Below are 25,237 nucleotides of genomic sequence, written 5' to 3'. Positions count from 1 at the left end.
ACGCGTATATGTATTTATTTAATTTTTTTAGTAAATAACGTATAATTTAGATACCAATAAGCCAATAGGAACATTCGCCGAAGCTTACTTATGTAACCATACCGATAGCGCAAATTTATCGTTTCTAATGAAGACTGCCAAGATACGGAAAGGCCACCTTTCCTAAAATTGGCCAAAATAACAGGCAAGAACCAAAATGTGGCTCCAGCCTTTCTGATGCGTAACATCAATTCATAATCGCCCGCACGGCTATAGGCCAAATCAAAACCACCCATTTGTTCATAAATACTTTTCTTGACGAAACAAGTGGGATGCTCAATCATTCCAAAATTAAGAAAATTAGCAGCATGTCCAACAATCGTATCTGGCTCATCCTGCGCATCAAGAATCCGGAGCAATCCATGGACAACATGTATTTGGCTATTCGCCTGAAAAGCTTGTACAACAGTACGTACAGCAGAAAGTTCATAAAAATCATCTGCATTGAGGATACCCACGAAGGCTCCAGTAGCCTGTTGCAAACCTTTATTCATAGCATCGTAAATTCCTTGATCAGGTTCACTACAGTAATAGGCAATACGACTTCGATATTTTTCGACAATAGCCAAACTACCGTCCGTAGATCCCCCGTCAATAATGATATATTCTATAGAAGAATAGTCTTGATTCAGCACAGATAAGATCGTCTGCTCCAACGTACGCACCGCGTTATACACAACGGTTATAATGCTAACTAATGGTTGCTGGACTTGATTCATAGTAGATTAGAAATATGTTGTTTTATCCAAATAAAGAAAGTATACCCCATGCGTTTCATGCCAACGATGTTGACATATGGTTCAGCGGTCGACCCTGAATACCCTTTGATGATCGGAATAGGCAAAAAATACGTGAATCTAACCTGTCGAAGCACGTCATAGTATACATTTTCTAAATAATATCCCTGAGGGTCATTTACTTGACAATAGGCATCCATGAAATGGGATAAAAAGTCATCTTTCCTACAGTAATAAAAACGGGTATCGATCCTTCTTTTCATCAATAACTCAACATCATTACAAAATAAACGGGGTTTAAGTAGAGCCGGCATGAAATAATTGGTGCGGGGATTGAATCTTCGCAGTATACGCTGAATATTAGGCACTTGTAAACGACCCGTAATTTTAAAAAAGCCTTGGCATGACTGAAACAATATACTATGACGGGCTACATATTCCAATATTCCACCTTCACCATACCCTTTTCCAAAGGTAGCAATAGCATCAGCGTTTCCGGAAAAAGATAATATTTCCAGTTTCTTTCCTTTATTTTTAGCCCTTTCAACAAAGAATGCTGCATACGGATACGATGAATTATCACAGATAATAATATTTACAAAGGGGCTATGATCGATCCAAAAGCGTAAGCTTTCTTCATATTGTTTAAGTCGTTTATCGATATTATCTAACAAGGTAAAATTTGCCATCGGTGTAACGGTTGAGGTAACCAGCAAACAAATATTTTTCAACTTTTCTTGTAGCATGGCTCCTAGTTTAACGTTTACCTAGTTTTAATTTTCTACTTTGCTCATGAATCAATTCCATGAAAATAGTGTCTTTTTCAATATAATAACAATAAATGACGTAAACAAAAGCGCAACTGGGTACCGCAACAGCAAGAATTAGGGCATCACGGGTAAAAAGTTGAACCGTTAATTGATGTATCAGCCCAAATAATACGAAACAAGCTATACATTTAACTATTGCCTGTTTCCAAGGAAAATGGAATGCAAAAAAACGCTTGATATAGTAATAGGAGAAAAAAGTAATCAAAAATTCTGTTACCATATTGGCGATGGCCGCACCAATTGCCCCACACATAGGAACAAGAATAAAATTTAGACTTACACAAAGCAATCCTCCTAAAAGAACGATGCGTAAATAGTACTTCTCTTTTCCTGCAGGAAGAAGAATTTGGGTAGCAAACAGATTGGCATATCCTACCGCCACCACCAATGGAGACAAGATTTGCATAGGGAATATAGCAGGAGCAAAGTCACTTCCTGCAAATAATAAAAGGAATTGTGGAGCAAAAAATGCTAGTCCGACCATGGATGGAATAGCCAGAAAGCTGATAAACCAAAAGGATCTTCCACTCAAATTGGCAACTTCTGCAGTATTTTCCTGATTGATGGCTACTGTTAAACGGGGTACTAAAACAACACCTAAGGCCGTGATAACCGGAATAACCATGCGATTCAATTTTACCGCGGCAGCATAATAACCTACCTGTGATTCATTACTTAACAATCCTAACAACACGGTATCAAAGACCAAATATAAACTACCAGCCAATAATATACCAAAGGTAACAAATATAGGCTTCCAGTGCTTACCGAGTATGATTCGTTCTTTAGGAAACTGGATAAAACGTGGTAACAAGCATACATTCCACACTTGGTTTGCTAAAAAGGAAAAGACTAAAATCAACAAATAAACATTCAAATCAGTCGCCTTTTTGATAAACACAAAAATTGCCAGTAGACTTAACAATTTGATTACCACAGAACGAAGCGCTATCTGTTTGAATTGTTCCAAGCCGGTATAAAACCAATCGATATTGAAAAAACTAAAAAAAACCAATATACCAACCAATAAATAACTTGGTTTAAAGTGCTGAAAAAAAACAAAATTATGAATACAATAAATATAAATGACGCTAATTATGAGTGTCGAAATGATGTTAATGCTAAGGATCTCAAAAAATGTCTGGGATAGCAACACTTTTTCGTGCCTCACTTTTGCGATCTCGCGCACGCCATAGATGGGTATACCTAAACAAGACAGCACCACAAAATACTGGGCAAAACTTAACATAAATTGCGCTCGCCCAATTCCCTCAGCCAACAAAATACGCGAAACATAAGGAAAGCTAATAATCGGTACCAACAGGTTAAAAACCGTTAATACTACATTATAAAAAAAGCTCTTCCGAATACGTGGTGCCAATACTTTTGATTTATTATAATCGTATATTTCCTCTATAAAAACAAGCCCATGATGGCAGAGGAGCGATCGATAACGGCTTTAGCCCTCATGAACGCCTTATGGAGGTGTTCGCGTGTGAATAAATCGCTTTGATATGCAACGCGATTATATTTGCATATAAAAACAGTTTATCTACGTTTAAATAATAATCAGCAACAAATGTAATGATTTGCCCTAAAATCATGCGATAGCATCTGCAGATTATCAAAATATAATTTTTTGGCAGTATTGTTGTAGCATGCATAGGAATAATAACGTTCATTAAAAAACCTTTTTATTAGTTTATATGTTTCTCTTATCGGAGAAATAAATTTACCGCTGGTCTATAAACATTTTGGGGCTTAGGTGATTTACATTATATTTGAACGGAATATTAATTTAAAGCGAATTATATGCCGATAACATTACTACCTTTTATCATTGCATTTTTGATTTCCCTGATAGCAGTACCAACGATTATCAAGGTAGCTTATTCTAAACGCTTGTTAGACGATCCATCTCGTGAGTCTCGAAAAGTGCATCGATATTCTGTACCGAATTTAGGCGGCGTAGCGGTGTTCAGCACATTTGCTTTGGTCAGTTGTTTATTTATTCACGGAGATATGTTAGCTAAAGCGAATTTTATCTTAGCGGCAGGCATTATCATATTTACCGTGGGTTTAAAAGATGATCTCTTGGCACTAGATCCGTATAAAAAATTTGCCGCCCAGTTTTTTACCGCCTTTATTGTCGTTTATTTTGCGGATATCCGTTTTACGAATTTTTTTGGCGTAATGGGCATTGAGGAAATTGGCCCCATTTTGAGCTATACATTTACTAGCTTTGTCATTGTGTTTGTCATCAATGCGTTTAACTTAATTGATGGCATAAACGGATTATTAGGTTCAATTACCTTACTCGTATCACTAATTTATGGAACACTGTTCTATTTAATGGACGAAAAAGGGTTGTGTGTACTTAGTTTTAGCATGGCTGGATCAGTGTTGGGTTTCCTGAAATACAATCTGAGAAAAAGAGCGCATATTTTTATGGGCGATGCTGGTGCCTACTCTATTGGTTTCATCTTAGCTATATTGAGTATTAAGTTTGTTGAGCTGAATCAAGCAACCACGCATCATACCCAACCGATCATTAACGCCGCACCAGGGGTCGCTATCGCTTTGCTCATTATGCCTGTCTTTGACACTTTTCGTGTATTTACCTTACGGATTCTGAGAGGAAGATCGCCTTTTATGGCTGACAGAAACCATCTACACCATCGCTTACTGGATTTAGGATTGAATCATTTACAGGCTTCTAGCATCATTTTGGCGACTAATATCAGTGTTATTCTATTAGCCATTGGCATACATCAACAAGTGCAAACGTCAGAATTATTAGTCATCCTTACCTTGACTATGCTATTTTTCAATATGTTGCTTTGGATTTACGAAGTGCGTAATGCAGACAAAATACAAGCCATTAAATTTCGTAGAACTCCAGCCGTTCCAAAAGAAGGTCCTTTAGCAACTGCTACTTTGGAGAAAACAAAGAATACAACTATCGATTCCAGTTTACCGGAAGTACAAACATTAGCTGCCAAAGAATATTTTGGAATAAACAATCCAAACGATACAGAAGCAGCTAAGCGCTTTACCCAAGAAGTGCTGGACAATTTGGAAAAAAGCAAAAACTAATAGAAGACGATTGATTGAAACGAAAAAGCAGACGATTAAGCTTGCTTGATTACACCTACCTCTTGCATCGGTGTATAGGACGAAACGGTCAATTGTTCATCTAATTCTATTTCCTCTTCGATTGAAATGTGACCTGAATGTTGAAATTCATAAGCCAACCACGCCCATAGCGCTAAGAAGAGTACGATGGCTAAAATTACTAAAGAAATCATGTGAATGGTTTGTTTTAAATTGATTGAACCCCTTTTATTTAATATTATAATGGTAGCGGTTAGCTAATAAAAATCCTCTTTTATTTACATAGGTTATATCAAACACAAAACGCCCTTCTCGATAAACAATGCTGCCTCACTCAACCCTACTGATTATATTTAATGAATGCGCTATTGGTTTATATAAGCCCCTATGTTGAAAACAAACCTAATTTTTTGTTTTGATTTTTGCAAGTTTATTTTTTTATTTTTTTTTCAACAATTCCACAATAACCCTAGAAAACGCGCTACAAAAACTTCTCTATCGGTTCACAAACACTTATCTTATCCTAAGGCATTGGAACGATACCTAGCGAAAGGCAGAAAGATACCTAGCGAACTCTTCCCACCTCCTATCCTCCTATTCCCACACCATCTATGTACTGAAAAAAGCAGGAAACACGAAGGGAAAGAAAGGGGAAGGAGAAGGATAGGTGGACTTGACGTGGATAAAAGGTGGACTTGACGTGGATTTCACGCGGATTTGATACAGGATTCTAGCTAGGAAATGGTTCGGATTTTTGCTGTTTGTAACACAGCTGAAGGAGATTAATAGTATTGATGACAAAGGTAGCAAAAAATTTTATTTTGCAAAAAAAGACAGGTTGCCTAAGTTTGTGCTATTAAAGCTATGGCTAACCATGCACGCCTACGGAACGAAGACTGATCAGGAATTGGCTTTTTTACTAATGGCCGATGACCCGGAAGCATTAAATGCCTGCTACGTTAGGTATATGCAGTCCTTACACTACTTTGTGATCCGGATGGCCAAATCGCCAACACTAACCGAAGATGTATTGCAAGAAACTTTTGTTCGGTTGTGGCAACATCGTAAACAGCTCAATCCCTCCCAAAACCTTAAAGCCTACCTCTTCACCATTGCACACCACTGCCTCCTTAATTTATTGAAACGCGCCCAGCATGAATTTTTTATTCTCGAAGAGCTAAAACATTATAGCAGTCCCGTAGAAAACACTACAGACCGTTGGCTAGACTATACAGTAAAGCGAAAGGGTATTACAGGAGGCCATTAATGCATTACCCAAACAACAACGGGAGGTGTTCATTCGCTGTAAATTGCAGGGATTATCTTATAAAAAAGCTGCTGCTATTTTTGGAATCAGCGAAGGGACAGTAAATAGCCATATGGTGAAAGCGCTTAAATCCGTCAAGCGATTTATGCTGTTGAAAGGTCTGGAACTATGCTTTTTCCTGTTTATTTTTTTTCGAAGATAAGGGATCTTTAGTAGCGCGTTATGCGTTTTGAAAAGTAAAGTCGATTGGTTAATTTTGCTTAAATGGAAAAAGAATGGGTATATGGCTACGATAGATAAAAACATAACGGGATTAAATGATGTGCAGTTGAGCTTGCTGCGCATGTTCAACAGGAGTATGAGCTATGAAGAAACCGTAGAGATACGTGACTTGCTTACAAGACATCATTCCCAAAAACTGAAAGACGAGGTGGACCGCGTGATCAATGAAAAGAAGATTACGAACAAGGACTACGATAAACTTCGTGGTTGATCACGATGGAAGGCATTACATACAAACCAAGACTTATCGTTGATACAAACGTAATTATAACGACGATAAATCGTAAGAATCCTGAATTTACCATTTATAAAGCTTTTGAGAGAAAAGCTTTCGATTGGATAGTCAGTACCGAAATATTGGCAGAATATGCAGAGCAACTGACTAGTTTCTATTCGGAGGTTACGGCAAATCTAGTGCTTGACATATTATGTACTGCAACAAACGTGATTTTTGCCGAACCCTTTTACCGTTGGGGCATCATACAGGAAGATCCGGACGACAACAAATTTGCAGATGTTGCAATTTCTGCCTCTGCCGATGCCCTTATTACATTTGACAAGCATTTCCAAGTGTTCAAAGACTTGAAATTTCCTACGCTGAATATACTGCATCCTAAAGAGTTTGAGATATTTATGGCAAACTGGTCTTAGACATATCGTTTTAGCCAATTGAAGGAAATGAAACCCAAAAACATTTCCCTGGCATCTGTATATAAGCAAAAGATTCTTCACAAATTCAATATAACACATAACGCACAATTTTTTTTCAATTCGTGTATATGTTTTCTGTCTGCCAATGGTATTAACTAAAACCAGAAACATGGACCAACAGATTAGAAAGCTTTTTACGAAGTACCTGCATAACCGTTGTACACCCGATGAGCTCCAACAGCTATTTCAGTACCTCGAACAGGGCCAGTACTGGCAAGAGTGGGATGCAGCACTGGAAAAAGAGAAGCAGCTGCTGTTGAAGATTGATCGGAAATCGGATGTTAATCCATTCCAGATGCAGCAATTGCAAGAACGGGTAATGCAGCAAATCCGACAACAACATGCCGTTGAACATCAGGAAACAAGCTATCGGAGAACACCCGGTTTTTCCTTTCGCGGTATCGCGGCAAGCATAAGTTTATTGCTCCTTGGTTTGCTGGCCTATTGGTACTTACCCGCTCCTACGCTATGGATACAGTCGGATATCCGCGCAGCAACAGCGCAGCAGGTAAAGCCTGGAGGAAATCATGCGATCCTGAAGCTGGCCGATGGAAAAGAGATCAGCCTAACGGAAGCTGCCCTAGGTAAACTAAGTGAGAGCCATGGAATCACTGCAACCAAAACTGCCGATGGATTACTTACCTTTCAGGTGAATGCAAGCCAATCCACCTCACTAGACAAGGAAAGCTACCAAACAATCCGTACACCTCGTGGTGGACAATACCAAATCGTATTGCCTGACGGATCACATGTTTGGTTGAATGCACAATCGTCATTGCGCTTCCCAACCGATTTTTCGGCACAAAAACGTGAGGTAAGCTTAAGCGGTGAAGCCTACTTTGCCGTTGCACCAGATAAACAGGCGGTTCCTTTTAGTGTAAAGACGGATAAACAAGCGGTGCAGGTATTGGGTACTGAGTTTAATGTGACGGCGTATCCGGACGAAATGGCGAACAACGTGTGTCTGGTAAACGGTGCGGTGGTGGTCATGAATGGCGTACAATCCACACAACTTAAACCCGGACAGCTAGCCTCCGTAAACGATGCACAACAACCTATCGTCGTCAAAACAGTCGACCCCACCAATTACATCGCCTGGAAACAGGGTCTTTTCTCTTTTCAGGAAGAGCATATCTATAGTTTAATGAAAAAAATTGCCCGCTGGTATAATGTGGAAGTGGATTATCAAGGAAATATGGAGGGTAAAGTGTTTTCGGGAACTTTTTCTCGATTCGCTGATGTGCAGGATGTACTGAATGTGCTCCAGGCGACGGGAACGATTCAGTTAAGCTTAAAAGAAAGGAGGATTATGGTAAGGCCTTAGACCCAATAACCAATCCTAAACCAACGCTAATTTTTTATTAACCAACATTATTAACAATTTATTATGCAACTCGATGTCTACGATGGTTACAGACAACCACGCACGCATGGGATACAGCAGCTTATCCTTAAATTGCTGGTACTTGTACTATTGATCTGGAACCCGGTAGCGGCACTTGCTTTTGCGCAAGGAATAACGCTAACCGAAAAAGACGCTTCCCTGAAAAGTGTATTGGAAGCCATAAAAAAACAAAGCGGATATCAGCTTTTTTATAATGACCCGATGATGCGGGAAGCCAAACCGGTTACCTTAACGGTACAGGAAGCACCCCTGAAAGCGGTATTGGATCTATGCTTTGCCGAACAACCGCTGGATTATACCATTCAAAAGAACGTGATCGTGGTCAAACGGAAGGCACGCTCGGTCGTGAAGCCACCACAAGACCTTCAGGTGAATGGTGTGGTAAGCGACGACAATTATGATGAGCCCGAAGAAACCCTATATGGGCAGGTGAGTGATGCGGCCGGTCATCCGATCCAAACTGAAGCGGGGGGGCAATGGTACCCGCGTAAAATTGGAAGAGCTAAGCTGGAGCGATTCGCCTACGCCCTATTATTTTTATTCGAAACAAGATGGTTCATTTGAGAATACCAAGATCTTTAAGGGAAACTACCGCATATCGGTTGAAGGACCTTTTGTGCCCCTAGTACAGTACGATGCATCGGGCAAGGTATCAGTAGACCATAGCGTGACGACCGATATTGTCGGTAAAAAGGAAATTAACTTTACAGTAGAACCTTTTTTAAACGTAACTTGGGTGGGTGAACCGGTATATGACGCCGATAGTAAAACCATTTCGGTACAGGTTAAACTGGAAAGGGGTACCAGTAATCCTGACTTTCAGCAGAACATCACGGATGTATACTTGTTTGTGAATGCCTTACCTTATGTAGGAAACAATAATTACGACAGTAGGTATTCTTTTCAATTATCCTTTGATGGCGATGCGGCAAATGCCGAATTGGGAAAAACCATCACCCTTACAACAAAGTCGGATACCGCCATTCCGGGCAACCGCACGTATTATCTACGCGTGGGCGCCCGTACGGATTATGGGTTGAAGTATTACAATTATACGGATATTAAAACGATTGATATACCATAGGAGTTATGAGTTGTGAGTTGTGCGTTACGAGTGGAGTCATCGATTACGATTATTTAAAAATGTCTTGATACTTGTGTCTTACGTCTTGATACTAAAAACGGATTACTGATCACTTGGTAAACCATACAGGACGCATAACGCACAACTTTACTGATCACTTAATTTATATTAAGAAAATGCAGACTAAAACAACATTACTATTTCTTATAGCCTGCCTGGCCGCCCTAGGGGTGGCCAGGGCTCAGGAAAAAAAGGAAAAGACAGCGTTCCAAACCAGCAGTCCGTGGATACCGCAAATTGATGTGCGTTCGGACATAGCTATCGTTTACGGAGCGAATGATCACCGCGATATGACTTTTGAAGAAAGGGTAGCAAGCTGGCGGAAACGTGGCTATATTACCCACTTTATGACCGGCATTGCCTGGGGACAATACCAAGATTACTTTCTAGGAAAATGGGATGGAAAAAACCACCTCTCGGAAGGACAGGTACAACAAAACGGCGATACCATCTGGCATGGGAAGTATGTGCCCTATATCGTTCCAGTGAAGTCCTATCTGGAGTACATGAAAACCGCGGTGATTAAGCGCGTAATTGATGTCGGTATTACGTCTATTTATTTGGAAGAACCGGAATTTTGGGCACGGGCGGGCTATAGTGATGCGTTTAAGCAGGAATGGCAAGCTTATTATGGCTTTCCTTGGCGGCCGCAACATGAATCGCCGGAGAACACCTATCTTTCAAGCAAGTTGAAATACCAACTGTATTACCGTGCTATTAAAGAGGTTTCGGAATATGCAAAGGCTTATGGCAAACAAAAAGGCTTGGACGTAAAAGTCTTTATCCCCACACATTCGTTGGTCAATTATTCTTCCTGGAAGATCGTCAGTCCGGAAGCCAGCCTAGCGTCCTTGCCCAGCATTGACGGTTATATTGCTCAAGTGTGGACGGGCACCTCGCGCGAGCCGACCTATTTTAACGGAGCAGAAAAAGAACGGGTATTTGAAAACGCTTTTCTGGAATATGGTTCCATGGTTTCGATGACCGCCCCTACCGGCCGAAAAGTATTTTTCTTAACCGACCCCATTGAAGACTGGCCGCGCGACTGGGCAGACTACAAAAAGAATTACCAAGCTACCTTTACGGCAAAACTGCTTTACCCGATGGTAAACAATTACGAAGTGATGCCTTGGCCGGAGCGAATTTATACCCGCCCTTATAAATTGGCCAATAGCGACAGTGCGGTACTCATTCCCGATTATTATGCTACGCAAATGCAGGTGATGGTGAATGCGCTGAATAATATGCCACTCAGCTCGAATAAGGTATCTGGTGATAACGGTATTGGTGTATTGATGGGCAATTCGCTCATGTTTCAGCGTTTTCCTACCCATAATGGCTTTGATGACCCGCAATTCTCTAATTTTTACGGACAAACCTTACCGCTACTAAAAAGAGGCGTACCGGTACAAACGGTGCACCTGGAGAACTTAGGCTATAACCAAACCCTGCAACACATCCAGGTGCTGGTGATGAGTTACAGCAATATGAAACCCATGGAGCCGACTGTGCATGAACAGTTGGCACAATGGGTCAAAAAGGGAGGGGTACTGGTATATGTAGGCAAAGATGATGATCCGTACCAAGGAGTCATGGAATGGTGGAATAGCAACGGGAATACCTATAAAACACCAGCTCAACACTTGTTTAAGCTTTTGGGTGTGAAGGATCCGGTAAAGGATTCGAAAATGAAGGTGGGTAAGGGAACCGTGTATGTTGTGCGGCAGAACCCTAAAGATTTTGTTTTGCAAGCCAATCAGGATAAAGCCTATGTACAGCTTATGGAACAGGCCTTTGCTACGGCAAACCCAGGGAAGACGCTGACCTTTAAAAACAACTTCTACCTGGAAAGGGGGCCTTATGATCTTGTTTCGGTGCTCGATGAAAGTGTAAGCGAGGAACCTTATGTGGTAAAGAATCGGGTAATCGACTTGTTTGATCCGAAACTACCGGTACTGACTGGCAAGGTGGTGAACCCGGGCGAGCAGGCCTTTTTGTACGATTTAACGCGGGTTGAAAACCCAACTAAACCACAGGTATTGGCTTCAGCCTCGCGCATTTATGATGAGCAAGTGCGTTCGACGAGTTATCAATTCATCAGTAAAAGTCCGGTGAATACGATAAACAGCCTGCGCATGTGGTTACCGGCAAAACCCAAAGCTGTTTCACTGGCAGATACAGCAGGAAAAGCCGTGGAAATCCTAGAACAAAGCTGGGATGATGCATCAAAAACATACTACCTACGCTTTAAGAATGATCCAGATGGAACGCAGGTATCGGTTGAGTTATGAGTTATGCGTTGTGAGTTATGCGTTATGCGTTGTGAGTTGAGTGTTGTGGGTCCGATATAGTTTCATAAAGGGATTTGTAAGCAGTGAACAGCAAGCAGTAATCAGGTGTTACTGATCACTGCTTACAAATAATAAACTACAAATTTCCGTTTTGCTGGCTTTCCGTTTCTGGAATAGCAAACAGATAATAGGTACTATTCGCACTGAATGGTTGTTTATTCGGTAGTACCAAGGTAGAATGTCCCCTTGCGGCTACCTTTTTTGTTTTACCTTCACTATCGGTGACCGTAACCATGATGGGATCGCCATTGGCATCAACATAGGCTTTACGTTCTACCTTGCCTTGGGTACGCAGAATATCCCCTAAAGCGAAACCTTCGCCCCACAGTTCTTTCCGGCGTTCGAGTAAAATCGCTTCAACTAAGGCATCACCACCGGCACCGCTATAGGCTTTGGCATTCCTAGCTTCGCGCAAGGCATTCAATGCCTGAACAGCCTGAGCGGTTTGTCCATTACGGGCATAGGCCTCGGCTTCAATCAGTGCCATCTCTGCTGAGCGCATATACACGATATCGCCAATTAAATTCGACTTAAACTTAAATTTTTGGTAACGTAATAAGCCTTCGCGACCTTCCAATCCGTCCCACGCAAACAATTTGCTGCGGATATCCTGATCATCAAAATAAGTTTTAAAATAAGGATCGGCCATAAAACTGTAATAATAAGACCCGGGAGAAGAGACATCCAGGAAGTGGAACGTATAGCTGGCGGTACTTTGTTCGGAAGTTTGGCCGTGCCCCCAGATCCATTCTACGTTTTGGATATCGTTAAATCCGTCGGCATAATTTGCTGATGGCATAAAAGGATAGCCTTCCCGCGCCTGATGGGCGGCTTGAGCGGCTTGGGCCCACTCGCCCATATTTAAGTAGGTGCGCGCTAGCAGTCCGCTCACAACTTGAGCATCGATTTTGTCTTTATCGGGGCGTTCATAGTCGGCTAATAATGTCGCTGCGCTCGTCAGGTCGTTTACAATAAGCGCATAAACGTCCTTAACACTTGAACGTGGATTTCCTTTGGTCTCAATCGTCGTCGGTTCCGTATATACCGGCACCAGTGGCGCATCGGGATCTTTCAGATAAGAGAACTGGTAATAGGTGGCCAAATTAAGGTAACAGAAAGCCCGCAATGCTTGCGCTTGGCCTTTAACCTGTGCCTTTTTCTCTTCGCTACCTTCGGAAGCATCAACACGGGTAATGACATTATTGCAGTTATCAATAACTTTATACAACATTTGCCAAAAATAGCCTGCCCTTGCGGCCGTCGGGTCATATAGTTCGCTGAGTTTATAGGCATTGGGATATCCGTACTTCGAGGTGACTACCGCCACATCGCTTCCCATAGCGTCTGCCGTACGCTGTATGGCGGTATAACCCGGATTGGCATACGTAAAGTACGTATCATTGAGATAGGCCCATGCCCCGGTCACCACCGTTTCAATATTATCCGCTGTTTTATACAGCTCGCTGTCTTCTACTGCATCGGTAGGTGCTGTATTCAGGTCCTTTTTACAACTGGCCACCAACAGTACCAGTATAGCTAAGGTATATGTTATTTTTGTTTTCATTTGCTTTATTTTATTAGTATCAAGACATAAGACGTAAGTATCAAGACTTTTTTGTAAGTTTTATTTGTACATTATACGTACACGCTTAACTTGCATTACGCTTTAGGCTTTAAGCAATAAGCATTCGCCCATTTTTATGGTCTCTTGTTGAATTTGACTTAAAACGTATCACTCATTACTACAACGTCAGCTGTATTCCTGCAGAGACCGTCCGCATAGCAGGATAACGATAATAGGTAGCACCATTAACCGTTTGCTCAGGATCCATTCCTTTATGTTTGTAGAAGGTGAGTAAGTTCTCGCCTTGTAAAAAGATACGTAGCTGCTCGATACCTACCCTGCCCAATAAGGTTTTAGGAAAAGTATAGCCCAAACTTACATTTTTCAACCGTGCAAAGCTCGCCGAATACAGAAAACGGGATGATGCTTGTGTCCATGATGATGCAGGACTGGTTGTTAGGCGAGGTACATCCGTATCGGTATGTTCCGGTGTCCAACGTTCGAGCATTTCGGTCGACCATGCTCTACCTGGACTGCTTCCCTGATGTAATAATGGCAGGTAATCGCCATCGAATACTTTGCCACCCAAACTGAAGCTGAGCAAAGCCGAGAGGTCAAATTGTTTGTAAGTAAAGCTGTTGCTTAAGCCTCCCACCACATCAGGCAAGGCGCTACCTAAAACAAATCGATCTGCCTCTCCATAGACATTTGTCGTTTCGTTCGTACGATGACCATTTTCATCAGCTTTGTACCACAATGGATCGCCATTTTCCGGGTCGACACCCGCCCACTCACGCAAATAAAAATCGTAAATAGACCCACCCACCGTTAGGAGTTTATTACCATTTTCGATGCGATCTTTGGGTAATTCGGTAATCTTATTTGTAAAATGACTTAAATTCAGGTCCAAATTCCAACGGAATTGTTCATTGCGCACCGGAACGGTTTGCAAGGTAAAGTCAAATCCGGTGTTCTTGACCGCCCCGATATTGGAGTCATAGCCGGAATAACCCGTTGATGGGGCCATGGGTTGGGTATAGAGCAGGTCTTTACTCTTCCGGTTAAAGTACTCTATGGTAGCGGCCACACGTTGATCGAGAATAGCGATATCCAATCCCAGGTTCAAATTTAAATTCGTTTCCCATTTGAGATCAGGGGTAGGTAAACGCCGGGTTACGGCTCCCGCTTCGCCTAGGTTATTGGAGAAAGCGTATAAGCCTTGATAGGCGTAGTAGATGCCTAAGTTATCATTTCCCTGTCCTCCGTAACTGGCGCGAAGGGTTAACTGATCGATCAGGTTATTGTCTTTCAAGAAGGCTTCTTCGGCCAATTTCCAGGAAGCTCCAACCGACCAAAAGGTGCCCCAGCGGGTTTCAGGGGCAAAGCGTGAAGAGCCATCGGTACGTAAAGAACCGGACAAGAAATAGCGGCCTTTATAATCGTATTCGGCCCTACCTAAAAAACTTAACAAACTATAATCGAGCGAGTAGCCATTGAAGCCATCCAATTGGGAGGCCGCATCGGGTTCATAAAAACCGGGAAAAGCAAAACGGGATCTGCTGCCGTCTATTGAGCTCCATTGGTATTTATAAAATTCCTGACCACCCAATACATGCACATGATGATCGCCAAAGGTTTTTTCATAGGTTAAAATATTGTTCCAGGTATACGATACCTTGCGGCTATTGGATTTATCCACAAAGCCACCGCTTTCTGCCGATTCGCCTTCGATGGGGTTACCATAATCGTGGGTATTCCGATTGACATAGTCGATACTGAAGGTACTTTTGAGTTTCAGTTCGGGCGTGAAAACCGCTTCCAGAAATCCACGACCGGAGAAGTTTTCATTACGGATATCGTTCTTATCTAAGGGCATTGACCCCGCTAGATTGTCATAAGGCATGGCACCATTGGGCCGCCAACCGCCATAATCCCACACCTTCTCCCCATTTACTTCAACGTAAGACCCGTCTGGGTTCCGCTGATAATACGGATAGAAGGAAGGCATTGCCCGGGTAAAATAGATGATGTTTAAAGTATTGCTATCTTCAGACTGCGGATACTTTTGCAAGGAACTGCTGGCCGCCACATTTAAGCCGGCATTGAGCCATTTTTTGGCTTGTGTGGTTACATTTAAACGGACATTGTAGCGTTTAAAGCCCGACTCAATGGCAATCCCCTGATCATTCAAATAACCTGCCGAAAAATAATAATTGCTTTTTTCATTACCGCCGCTGAAACTCAGATCGGCCTGGGTGCGATGCCCGGTACGTTGTAATACATCCCGCCAGTTATCATTCCATAAAGGATGTGCACCAGCGACCAACTTTCCGTCTAAACCGATGGGTTGAGGATAATCAGGTCCGTAGGGATTAATACCCAGATCAGTAACGACAGTATTGGTAGCGGTTTGTGCCGCCCGATCAGCATTTAACCCATTATCCAACGCGTTATTGCGTAACGCCTCCCAATAGAGTTCAAAATATTGATCCGTATTGACCGTTTCGTAATCGGATACTGCCCTGCTGGAAAAGCCTTGGGTGAGGTTGAAGTTGATGGTGGTTTTTCCATCCTTGAGGCCTTCTTTGGTGGTAATGATGATGACACCATTTGCTCCCCTAGAGCCATACAACGCACTAGACGCCGCATCCTTTAATACGCTGATGGATTTAATATCGTTGGGGTTAATTGCACTGATATCGCCACTATAGGGGTTACCATCAACCACATATAGGGGGGTACTGGATGCATTAATAGAGCCTATACCCCGAATACGAATATCGGCATCGGTACCCGGCTGGCCAGATGATGAAACCGACTGTAGACCGGCAACCTGTCCTTCCAGCGCCTTACTGACACTGGAAACTTGTCGGTTAGCAATTTTTTCTTGTGAAATAGAAGATACTGAACCGGTAAAACTGGAACGATTAGCCGTACCATAAGCGACGACAACCACCTCGTTCAGGTCATTGCTGGCCGGTTGGAGGGCCACGTCCAGACTTGCGGTAGCAGCATTAATTTCCTGCGGTTCGTAGCCCACATAACTAAAGCGAAGCTTTGCCGTGGTATTGGCAACTTGAATGGTGTACTGCCCATTAGCGTCGGTATGGGTGCTAGGGCCACCTCCTACAACGCTGATGTTTACACCAGGTAGCGGTTCGCGATGAAGTGCATCCGTTACGGTACCTTGTACCGTTGTTCCTTGCGCAAATGCCGGTATCTGTGTACCTAAAAAGAACACGAGTAGCAAGACGGCATAGACACAAGAGTTGTTTAGTAATAATTTTTTTTCCATAGTAAATTTTGATATAAATAACCAGGGCAATACGATACCTATACCGCAAAAAGTGGTTTGTTTGTTGCGAAGGGAGTCCTAGGATTTAGCACCTTGCCCTAGGGACTTACAGATTGCTAAAAGGCGGATAAGTAAAAACTATTGTCCGTGTTATAATGAGGCAAATATACAGATATTCTTTAAAGTATATATAAATAGTAGATTTTTTTCAGAAGATGACAAAGGGGCAACATTTTAGTTTGAACGCTGCAATTTTACGAGTAGGGAACTATGGGGTTTGAGGCGCTTTCTTATTTTATCCTGAACCAAAAAACGATCTTGCGTATTCCAGAGGTTGGTCGCCTGATATTTCCCTTGTAAACCGAGTGCATCCAGCGGTACATCTATAGCTACATTATCCGGCCCATCATTTAGGTTAAAGATGGCCAGATAGGTATCGCCGTTCCGTTTATTGGTGGAGGTAATCGCTACTTTTCCATCTTGGTTAAACAATTGTTTTACACCATCGCCCTCGCGGTGCATGGTTAACACTTCTTTGTTGGTTAGCAAGGATAACGTAAACGGATCATTGCTTGGAAGATCGCCCCCAAACATGAGCGGTGATTTAAAAATGCTAAACAAATTCATCAGCGAATACTGTTCTTCCGGTGAGAGCCGTGTCATGCGATCTGCTCCCCGCTCGCCCCGAATAGCAATCCGCCCCAGCGGAATCATGTCACAGTCTGGCCAAGTGCCCGGAGCGATGTAGGGATACCACTGCTGTGCAACGTCAAAGAGGTGCTTTACATGATCCCAAGTATCCCATACGTCGTCTACCATACGCCACATATTGGCGTGTTCGCGCACATGAGCGGCAGCACGAATGGGAGTCTCTCCCGGGGAAGTGCTGAATACCATGGGGCGGCCACATTGATCAATGGCCTTTCGGATCAAGGCTATTTCATCGGCATGATAGGGCCGCGACAGGTCATCAACTTTAATAAAATCGACCCTCCATGAGGCATATAAGTTGATAATCGAATTATAGTATGCTTGCGCGCCGGCTTGGTTAGCTACGATCGTATAATTATCTTTTAACCATTCGCATTGCAATGAATCGCTATAGATCTGATCTGCGGTGATGCCTGCAGCTCCTAATATAGGTGTCTTCTGCGCTACCGCTTCCTTAGGTATCCCTCGCATGATGTGGATACCAAATTTTAACCCTTTTTGATGGATATATTGCGCAAGTGCCTTAAATCCCTGACCATTTTTGGCCGAAGGAAAGCGGTTTTCGGCAGGCTGGTACCTGCCATAACGGTCCATCAGATAAATAGGATCTGTTTGATTATATCCTCCTGCTTTGTCATTGGCAACATACCAACGAATATCAACAACGACATACTCCCATCCGTATGGCTTTAAGTACTTTGCCATGTAGTCGGCATTTGCCTTTACTTCATGCTCTTCAACCGTTGGACCGTAACAGTCCCAACTGTTCCAACCCATGGGTGGTGTTTGCGCCCATTTTTTAAATTGCTTTTCCTGCATGCTTTGTTCAGGCTGTTGCCCAAATGCCAGTTGGCAACATAACCACAGTAAAAGTGCCGAGAATAATTTTTTTTGCATACGCTGATAAATGGTTAGTTACGCTAATTCAAACGACGTATCACGGACAAAGATATCGTTTAATTTATTAAATGTCTAAAAAACATTTATCTAATTAAAAAGGAAGGTTTTTATTATACTTTCTTTTCCGCAAAGAAAGTATCAAAGAACCGACCGTAGGAAGCTCATGAACACCTTAAAAAGGCAAAGACAATGTGAGTAAACTCTTCGCTTCAAAATTTACAGGAACGGCAGTGCCTCCCACTACAAGATGTAAATTTTGGAGGCGAATGAATGCGAAGGCCAACAGTAACTGCTTTAAACCAGGCGTGCCGTATGGGCTGTTTTTTTCAATCATGGAGGCTATATGTATACTTTCTACCTGCTTGGCAGGGAATCTCCGTTCCGCTTAAATATCGCCTAGGAAATTTGCTGTTGCAGGTTGATGCACTACCCTTGTAGCAAAGTTCCAAACGACGAGTTTTTGGTCACTTTTTGCGGACCTTGAAAAAGCTTGAGCTCCTTTGAAAAGAATTAATTAGCGAAAAAACCGCGAAGCAGCATGAGTGCCTTAAAAACAAATAATGAACGAATAAAAGTGACACATCATTAAAAAATATTATCTAAAACAAAAGTTCCTTTTCTATGCAAATAAAAGTTTAAACAAGCTCAAGGGTTTATGGCAAAATAGCCAAAAGGGGCTTAAACAGAAAAGGACACCTTATTTCAAGTAAAATCGTTGAAATGGTCTTTAATAAATACGGTTGGATTGATTCCTTTAATTGCTCTAAACTGTTTATTAAAATTGGATAAATTGCCAAAGCCACTTTCATAAGCTACCTGCGAAATACTAAGCTGGCCTTCTAACAATAAGCGACAAGCGTATCCAACGCGTATTTCGTTGAGGTAGCGGATAAAGGACTTGTGGGTACGATCTTTAAAGAAACGGCAAAAGGAAGTGGGTGTCATATTGATAACGGCAGCAACGTCGGCAATGGAGATGGCCTTGGTAAAATGCTTCATGACATAAGCATACACCTGATTGATGCGGTGATTATTACTTTGATCTATGCTATCGACAAAGCTATTGCTGGATAAATATTGACGGTCATTACAGACCGCCATGACATGTAGCACCTCCAACAGCTTATAAATCTTTGGGATACCGTCTGTATGGAGCAGCTCATCAAAGATTTGTTTTAAGGTCGCTTTAACCGCCTGATCGCTGATCTTTATCCCGCGCACAGACTGCGCTAGGAAATCCTTAAGTGCTGCCACTTCTGCCAATTGATAGAAGGCATCTCCCAGGAAAAACTGATTAAAATGAATAGAAACGCTTTCAGAATAGAGATCAGGCGTATTCATGACGTGGCGACTTCGCCATTCATGTGGTAAATTGGGGCCCATCATAACCAATTCATCATTGCCATATTCCATCATCTTATCCCCAACAAACAAAATTCCCCGTCCTTTAAAGATATAGGTAATCTCACACTCTGGATGATAATGCCAGGGGTTATGATGGTAAGGTTGAAAATTTCGCCAAATCTTGAAAGACTCGTTAATTGGTTCAGAATGGCGCATTAAGAGCGGTTTCATCTGTCAATAATTTTATCCATCGGTCAGATGGAGCTTACCATGGTTAAAATTTACATTCCTCTTGTGATGAAAATGAAATTTTAACCATGGACGGTTCATAAAATTGGTTCTATTTTACCGATAATTCCCCGTTGAGGATAACATAACATCAGTACCTGCAAAAATAGCATTTTATTTGCACACGCAAATACCGAATCTTTGTCTTAACCAATAGCCTTAATAAAAGATACGGCTAAATACGTGCGAAGCAAAACGCTTCGAATAAAGCGATAGTACCAAATAAATCTATATAAAGTTAACGTGATTTTATGAAAAGACGAAGTTTTATTAAAACGGCTGTTTTGGGATCTACGGTAGCGTTTGCGGGCATCTCTTGCTTCAGAAGCGAGGCGGCCTCCAAAATGAAGATAACCAAGATCAGGTATTATGGTGCGCCCGGCTATACTAAACCACTGTTTAATCAGGCTAGGGGAATTGTAGCGATTGAAACCGATGGAGGAATTATAGGCATAGGGGAAGGAGGATCCAAAGACATGATCGAGCAATGCGCCAAATGATGATTGGGCAGGATCCCTTTCAGATTGAACGTATCTGGCAAAATGTATATCGTGGCATGTTCTATCCACCAGGCCGGGAGAAACTCCATGCATTGGGCGCACTGGAGATGGCGCTTTGGGATCTGAAAGGAAAAGCACTGGGCGTACCCGTATACGACTTGCTGGGAGGGGCTACCTGCGAATTCATCGACTGCTATGCCACCGGCTTCGCTGCCTCTAAAGCGAAAACGGAAGAAGAACGAGCACAGGATTGTATTGCCGCTGGATTAAGGGCATACCGTATAGGACCCACCGGCGGTGATGGAGAAAGCCGCTTTGACTTTTATGAAAATGCAAAAGACGATTGAATTCTGCAAAAGAATAGATCAGGCCGTAGGAGGTGGAGGGAAATGGGCTATCGACTTGCACACCCGTTTTGACACCATACAGACAATATATAACAAACAAATACTAAAACAAAAACTAAGGATGACTAAGAATTATTTATTTGGCTGTGATTGGGGGACATCATCTTTCCGCTTAAGATTAATGGATGTTAGCAAGCATACCATTATCGGAGAGGTGGTATCCAATGATGGGATTTCTACCATCTATAATGCTTGGAAAGCAAGAAATGAGGACGATGAGGTAGATCGACAGTACTTTTTTCGTGAGCAGCTGCAGAAACAGATTAACCGCATTTCAGAAAAAGTAGGCTTAACACTGGATGGGGTGCCGGTAATCATATCAGGGATGGCTTCCTCCTCCATAGGGATGGAAGAAATGCGCTATGCAGAGCTACCATTTTCTATCAATGGAAGTAAAACCCAGTTTCGCCATTATGCCTCCCATAAAAATTTTTCCCATCATATTATCCTGATTTCTGGTGTAAAAAGTGACTACGATGTTATGCGTGGGGAAGAGACAGAGCTAATTGGCCTTTTATCTTTACTTCATGCCCAAGGAAATAAGATTGATAAGGCCATCTTGATTTTTCCGGGTACCCATTCCAAACATCTATACGTAGCGCATCATCAGCTGATTAATTTTCACACGTACATGACCGGCGAAATCTTTCATGTGATGGGAAAGTACAGCATTTTACAAAATTCAGTCGACTTAAGCCACATGACTGAACTTTCTGGATCGAACCTATCGGCCTTTAGGCTTGGTGTCCATGAATCGCGTGCTTCCAACATTCTGAATAGCCTCTTTTCGGTACGGGTCAATCAACTCTTCCATAAGCTTAATAAAAAAGAAAACGCCTTTTATTTAAGTGGACTGTTGATTGGCAGTGAAATGAAAAGCTTATGTGAACAGCCCCATGAGCAATTGATTTTATGCAGTGGTAGTCATCTTTTTGAGCTGTACCAGCGTGCCATGGCTGAATTAGGTTTACTGGAACGCACCATGGTCATCCCGGCTCAGCTCATTGATCAGGCGGCTATGGCGGGACAATTAAAAATATTCCAACAAATCAAAAATTTAACCCTATGAACACCACACCTTTTTCCCATGAACGATTCGACCGTATTCCGTTGATCGGTATTATCAGGGATATTTCGTTTGACGATGTGCGTGCAATACTGCCCATTTACCAACAGGCCGGTTTAACCACCCTAGAGGTTACGATGAATACAACGGATGTGGAGCAGATCCTTCCGTATGCACGTGCGCATTTCCCCAGCCTAAATGTTGGGGCGGGAACAGTATGCACACCCGGTGATTTAAACAAGGCCTTGGACCTTGGTGCCCAATTTATTGTTACGCCGGTTGTGGTTAAAAAAATGATCAAATCCTGTAAAAAATTAGGAATTCCCATTTTCCCGGGAGCGTATACCCCCTCCGAAATCTATACCGCCTGGTCGCTCGGAGCTACGATGGTCAAGATCTATCCAGCAACCGCATTGGGCCCGGCCTATATTAAAGACTTAAGGGGGCCGCTGAAAAATATCCCGTTAATGCCCACTGGAGGTATTCAGTTGGATAACATCGGTGCTTTTCGGGATGCCGGCGCCAATGCTTTTGGCATAGGAAGTCAGCTTTTTAACCAAAAGTTGATCAAAGAAAAGGACTGGCAAGGTCTTGAAAAGCATTTTCAGGCATTTGTTGATAGGATAAAAGAGGCGTAAGGTGTATGGCGTAAAATGAAAAAACTGAAAGGCATTAATTTATTAACCGTTATGCGATCAAACTGATGACTTACCTTAAACATACCTACCGTTGGTTTATCGTTGTCTTATTATTCTGTGCAACGACCATAAATTATTTAGACCGTCAGATCATCGGCCTGCTAAAACCGTCATTGGAAACAACCTTTCATTGGACCGAAACGGATTTTGCCCACATCGTGATGGCTTTTACCGCTGCATATGCCATTGGATTACTGGTATCGGGCAAAGTTATCGACCGTATCGGAACCAAATTGGGCTATACCCTCACCGTCATTATCTGGAGTTTGGCGAGTATGCTTCATGCTATTGCCAGAAGTGCCTTTGGTGGTATTGGCCTTGCTTATTGTACCGCTGATTTTGAGCCAATACGGCTGGCAGGAAGTTTTTTGGATTACCGGAGCGCTCGCAGTCTAAAATCATCCAGATGGGTAAACTGCATAACAATAAAGACACCAATTAAAATAAATTTAATCAAATGAAACCTGCATAAATTACCATAAACAAAGTGATAAGTTGTGAGTGATGAGTGTCTGGCATAGTTTACCACTCATCACTCATCGTCCAACACTAGTTACCATTCACTATTTATTCTTCAGGCACAAATAAGATGCTATTGGCTGCTACGATGCCATCTGCTCCCTTGTTGTTAATCTCTACATAGCTTTTTCCATCTGCTTTAACCTCCAATTTACCTAATGGCAACCATTCGCCTGAGGTTTGCCCTTCGATTTTGACCGCCTTCAGATCTATATTTTTGGTATAGGCTTGTTTACCGTCAAAAAGCGTGAAGCTTGTATTAGCACTTTCACCGCTTAGCTTAGGGTAATACGAATATACTGCATAGCGACCTTTTTTTACCGTAGTGGCTAAGAAGCGGGCAGTGCTGAGCTGTTGTGGATTAGCCGCTACATTGAAGGCCGAACCATAACCTCCCTTTTTGGCTGCTTCCCATGAACCGGTATACTGCACCGTAGCATCGCGGCTATCGATCCATACGTCTGCCGGACGACCATCGCCTTTGGGGTTTTGAGCCAATATCGTTTTAATCTGCGCTGCGCTGATTTGCTGAACAGCTTTGTGTTGATCAATCGCCAGACGAGCAGCCACGGCAGCCGACTGCCCTAAAACCATAAATACCGGTTCCATACGGATAGATCCGTAGGCAATATGACTCGCCGATAGGCATACCGGTACCAATAGGTTGCTCACCTCTTCTTTTTTCGGAATAATGGCCCGATAGGAAATAGGAAAAGGCGGAAAACCACCTACTTCGACGTTCCCTTCGTTCTTAACCATACCGTTTACTACTAAACGATCACAATTGTGCGAATCCATGGTATAAGCAGCATAAGCAATATCGTCTTGCACGACTTCCCTGCCCTGACAATGGTTTTGTGTCATGACCAACTCGCCTATCAATCTGCGCGCTTCGCGGATATAGAGTTGTGGAGACCAATGGTTGTTATCTGGGTATTCGTCTTTGGGATAACCCCATTGCAGCATCTCGTTACGGATGCTTTCAGGAACCGACGGATCATGACCGACGAAATACAATAGGCCTTTGGTATACGCTTCATGTGCCTGAATGATTTCCTTTCGCTTTTGGTAATTAGCCTCGGGATAATCCCAATTCATACCAATCATATCGGTAGAGAAACCATTGCGGTTATTAATATCGGTTTTGCCATTGGGCATGCGGCTCCAGATAAATACATCCTGCAAGGTTTTCCACGGATATTTTTCTTTCCAGCGCTTGAGCAGTTCATACTTTTTGGGATCGTAATTCGCGGGTTTTTCAATCGGAATGCGATTTTCGGGCACATTGGTAAGGGTAATCCGATAGTTATAAGCCTGCACCTTTTTATCACCTGTGCCGTTAGGTTCGGGCTTATGATCACTGATACCCCAAAGCAATCCGCTCGTACTGTCGCCAGGCACGACATAAGGGTCTACCCCGTCCGGAAACTGATGCCCCTGCATGAGCTGAAAACCGTTGATGGTTTCGCCGTATTGCGTATTATCCTCCCGACCAACGGTATAAGAAGCGCCGGCCTTAGCCATTAAATCGCCTTCATAAGAGCAATCGATAAATACCTTCGCACTTACCATTGGCCTGCGAGCCGATGAGGTAAGTGCCGATTGGAGTTCAATGGCTTGAATTTCGGCACCTTCCTTACGTACCGCAGCCAGTTGCTGCCCGTACAATACCCGCGCACCGCAACGGGCGATATAGGATTTGAACAGGCTATCCGCCACACGGGGTTCAAATATCCACTGCTCCAGTTTACCATAATGTTGACCTAATTGGCGGTAAAAATCAAGTGCTAGCCCTTTAACCACATATTTATTGCCGATATCGGTCTGGCCGAGCCCGCCACTACTCATTCCGCCCAAGCGCATGCCGGGTTCTACCAAAAGAACAGATTTACCTGCTTTAGCAGCGGTATAGGCAGCAATGACACCTGCGGAAGTACCCCCATAAATACAGATGTCGGCCTGATAGGCGGCTTCCTGAGCGCGGATAGCCAGTGGAGAATACAGTGCGAGCAGTATGCCCAGACACCCTATTACTTGTTTTGGAACGAATCGGAACGTTTGCATA

The 25,237-nt window shown here is 42.7% G+C and carries 23 protein-coding genes; 14 read left to right on the top strand and 9 right to left on the bottom strand.

Going from position 1 to position 25,237, the window contains the following annotated elements; genetic code table 11:
* Positions 1–14: 14 nt before the first annotated feature.
* From ABD930_RS05900 to ABD930_RS05890, 3 genes are read right to left on the bottom strand one after another with little or no spacing between them, the layout of a single operon-like run.
* Entirely contained in the window at positions 15–758 is a 744-nt protein-coding gene (locus tag ABD930_RS05900; protein ID WP_345230775.1) for a glycosyltransferase family 2 protein, read from the bottom strand.
* Complete coding sequence (locus tag ABD930_RS05895) at positions 755–1,522, bottom strand: hypothetical protein (RefSeq protein WP_345230774.1); 768 nt, start codon at positions 1,520–1,522, stop codon at positions 755–757. The genes ABD930_RS05900 and ABD930_RS05895 overlap by 4 nt, the downstream gene beginning before the upstream one ends.
* Positions 1,523–1,532: 10 nt before the next feature.
* Positions 1,533–2,987, bottom strand: coding sequence for a flippase (locus tag ABD930_RS05890; protein WP_345230773.1), 1,455 nt, complete (start codon positions 2,985–2,987; stop codon positions 1,533–1,535).
* Positions 2,988–3,418: 431 nt separating this feature from the next.
* Here ABD930_RS05890 and ABD930_RS05885 point away from each other — a divergent pair, with 431 nt between their 5' ends.
* Entirely contained in the window at positions 3,419–4,702 is a 1,284-nt protein-coding gene (locus ABD930_RS05885) for an MraY family glycosyltransferase (protein WP_345230772.1), read from the top strand.
* Positions 4,703–4,737: 35 nt separating this feature from the next.
* Here ABD930_RS05885 and ABD930_RS05880 read toward each other — a convergent pair whose 3' ends face one another.
* Positions 4,738–4,914 carry a hypothetical protein gene (locus tag ABD930_RS05880; RefSeq protein ID WP_345230771.1) on the bottom strand — a complete coding sequence of 59 codons (177 nt, stop codon included), beginning with the start codon at positions 4,912–4,914 and terminating at the stop codon, positions 4,738–4,740.
* A gap of 644 nt (positions 4,915–5,558) precedes the next feature.
* Between ABD930_RS05880 and ABD930_RS05875 the strand changes: the two genes are divergently transcribed.
* The 8 genes from ABD930_RS05875 to ABD930_RS05845 all read left to right on the top strand — a co-directional run bounded on the left by ABD930_RS05875 (position 5,559) and on the right by ABD930_RS05845 (position 11,820).
* Positions 5,559–5,987 carry an RNA polymerase sigma factor gene (locus ABD930_RS05875; protein ID WP_345230770.1) on the top strand — a complete coding sequence of 143 codons (429 nt, stop codon included), beginning with the start codon at positions 5,559–5,561 and terminating at the stop codon, positions 5,985–5,987.
* Between the two features lie 25 nt (positions 5,988–6,012).
* The gene (locus ABD930_RS21825; protein WP_425571101.1) at positions 6,013–6,189 is read left to right on the top strand and encodes an RNA polymerase sigma factor; all 177 of its coding nucleotides are present in this window, start codon (positions 6,013–6,015) and stop codon (positions 6,187–6,189) included.
* An 81-nt stretch (positions 6,190–6,270) separates the two neighbouring features.
* The gene (locus ABD930_RS05870; RefSeq protein WP_345230769.1) at positions 6,271–6,480 is read left to right on the top strand and encodes a hypothetical protein; all 210 of its coding nucleotides are present in this window, start codon (positions 6,271–6,273) and stop codon (positions 6,478–6,480) included.
* A gap of 5 nt (positions 6,481–6,485) precedes the next feature.
* Entirely contained in the window at positions 6,486–6,920 is a 435-nt protein-coding gene (locus ABD930_RS05865) for a putative toxin-antitoxin system toxin component, PIN family (protein WP_345230768.1), read from the top strand.
* Between the two features lie 169 nt (positions 6,921–7,089).
* Complete coding sequence (locus ABD930_RS05860) at positions 7,090–8,304, top strand: FecR family protein (protein ID WP_345230767.1); 1,215 nt, start codon at positions 7,090–7,092, stop codon at positions 8,302–8,304.
* A gap of 63 nt (positions 8,305–8,367) precedes the next feature.
* Positions 8,368–8,949 carry an STN domain-containing protein gene (locus ABD930_RS05855; RefSeq protein WP_345230766.1) on the top strand — a complete coding sequence of 194 codons (582 nt, stop codon included), beginning with the start codon at positions 8,368–8,370 and terminating at the stop codon, positions 8,947–8,949.
* The gene (locus tag ABD930_RS05850; RefSeq protein ID WP_345230765.1) at positions 8,879–9,469 is read left to right on the top strand and encodes a DUF3823 domain-containing protein; all 591 of its coding nucleotides are present in this window, start codon (positions 8,879–8,881) and stop codon (positions 9,467–9,469) included. The genes ABD930_RS05855 and ABD930_RS05850 overlap by 71 nt, the downstream gene beginning before the upstream one ends.
* A 176-nt stretch (positions 9,470–9,645) precedes the next feature.
* The gene (locus ABD930_RS05845) at positions 9,646–11,820 is read left to right on the top strand and encodes a hypothetical protein (protein WP_345230764.1); all 2,175 of its coding nucleotides are present in this window, start codon (positions 9,646–9,648) and stop codon (positions 11,818–11,820) included.
* Between the two features lie 136 nt (positions 11,821–11,956).
* Here the strand turns inward: ABD930_RS05845 and ABD930_RS05840 are convergent, their stop codons facing one another.
* The 4 genes from ABD930_RS05840 to ABD930_RS05825 all read right to left on the bottom strand — a co-directional run bounded on the left by ABD930_RS05840 (position 11,957) and on the right by ABD930_RS05825 (position 19,925).
* A complete protein-coding gene (locus tag ABD930_RS05840) occupies positions 11,957–13,444 on the bottom strand; it encodes a RagB/SusD family nutrient uptake outer membrane protein (protein WP_345230763.1) in 1,488 nt (495 codons plus the stop codon).
* Positions 13,445–13,622: 178 nt separating this feature from the next.
* Positions 13,623–16,739: a SusC/RagA family TonB-linked outer membrane protein gene (locus ABD930_RS05835; RefSeq protein ID WP_345230762.1), complete on the bottom strand. Its 3,117-nt coding sequence runs from the start codon at positions 16,737–16,739 to the stop codon at positions 13,623–13,625.
* A 234-nt stretch (positions 16,740–16,973) separates the two neighbouring features.
* Positions 16,974–18,347 carry a glycoside hydrolase family 27 protein gene (locus ABD930_RS05830; RefSeq protein WP_345230761.1) on the bottom strand — a complete coding sequence of 458 codons (1,374 nt, stop codon included), beginning with the start codon at positions 18,345–18,347 and terminating at the stop codon, positions 16,974–16,976.
* A 705-nt stretch (positions 18,348–19,052) separates the two neighbouring features.
* Positions 19,053–19,925, bottom strand: a complete 873-nt coding sequence (locus tag ABD930_RS05825) for an AraC family transcriptional regulator (RefSeq protein ID WP_345230760.1) — start codon at positions 19,923–19,925, stop codon at positions 19,053–19,055.
* A 308-nt stretch (positions 19,926–20,233) separates the two neighbouring features.
* Here ABD930_RS05825 and ABD930_RS05820 point away from each other — a divergent pair, with 308 nt between their 5' ends.
* From ABD930_RS05820 to ABD930_RS05800, 5 genes are all read left to right on the top strand, one after another.
* On the top strand, positions 20,234–20,482 hold the full coding sequence (locus ABD930_RS05820) for a hypothetical protein (protein ID WP_345230759.1): 249 nt from the start codon (positions 20,234–20,236) through the stop codon (positions 20,480–20,482).
* A complete protein-coding gene (locus ABD930_RS05815; RefSeq protein WP_345230758.1) occupies positions 20,470–20,829 on the top strand; it encodes a hypothetical protein in 360 nt (119 codons plus the stop codon). Before ABD930_RS05820 ends, ABD930_RS05815 begins: the two co-directional genes overlap by 13 nt.
* Entirely contained in the window at positions 20,813–21,958 is a 1,146-nt protein-coding gene (locus ABD930_RS05810; RefSeq protein ID WP_345230757.1) for a 2-dehydro-3-deoxygalactonokinase, read from the top strand. Before ABD930_RS05815 ends, ABD930_RS05810 begins: the two co-directional genes overlap by 17 nt.
* Positions 21,955–22,593, top strand: a complete 639-nt coding sequence (locus tag ABD930_RS05805; RefSeq protein ID WP_345230756.1) for a bifunctional 4-hydroxy-2-oxoglutarate aldolase/2-dehydro-3-deoxy-phosphogluconate aldolase — start codon at positions 21,955–21,957, stop codon at positions 22,591–22,593. The genes ABD930_RS05810 and ABD930_RS05805 overlap by 4 nt, the downstream gene beginning before the upstream one ends.
* 65 nt (positions 22,594–22,658) lie before the next feature.
* Positions 22,659–23,114 (top strand): MFS transporter, encoded by a 456-nt coding sequence (locus tag ABD930_RS05800; RefSeq protein WP_345230755.1) that lies wholly within the window; start codon positions 22,659–22,661, stop codon positions 23,112–23,114.
* A 106-nt stretch (positions 23,115–23,220) separates the two neighbouring features.
* On the opposite strand, the gene ABD930_RS05795 is transcribed toward ABD930_RS05800, so the two are convergent.
* Positions 23,221–25,236, bottom strand: a complete 2,016-nt coding sequence (locus ABD930_RS05795; protein ID WP_345230754.1) for an FAD-dependent oxidoreductase — start codon at positions 25,234–25,236, stop codon at positions 23,221–23,223.
* Position 25,237: the final 1 nt, after the last annotated feature.

The organism is Olivibacter ginsenosidimutans (assembly GCF_039542865.1).
GTDB classification, from domain to species: domain Bacteria; phylum Bacteroidota; class Bacteroidia; order Sphingobacteriales; family Sphingobacteriaceae; genus Olivibacter; species Olivibacter ginsenosidimutans.
This window is presented reverse-complemented; position numbering and strand designations above follow the sequence as displayed.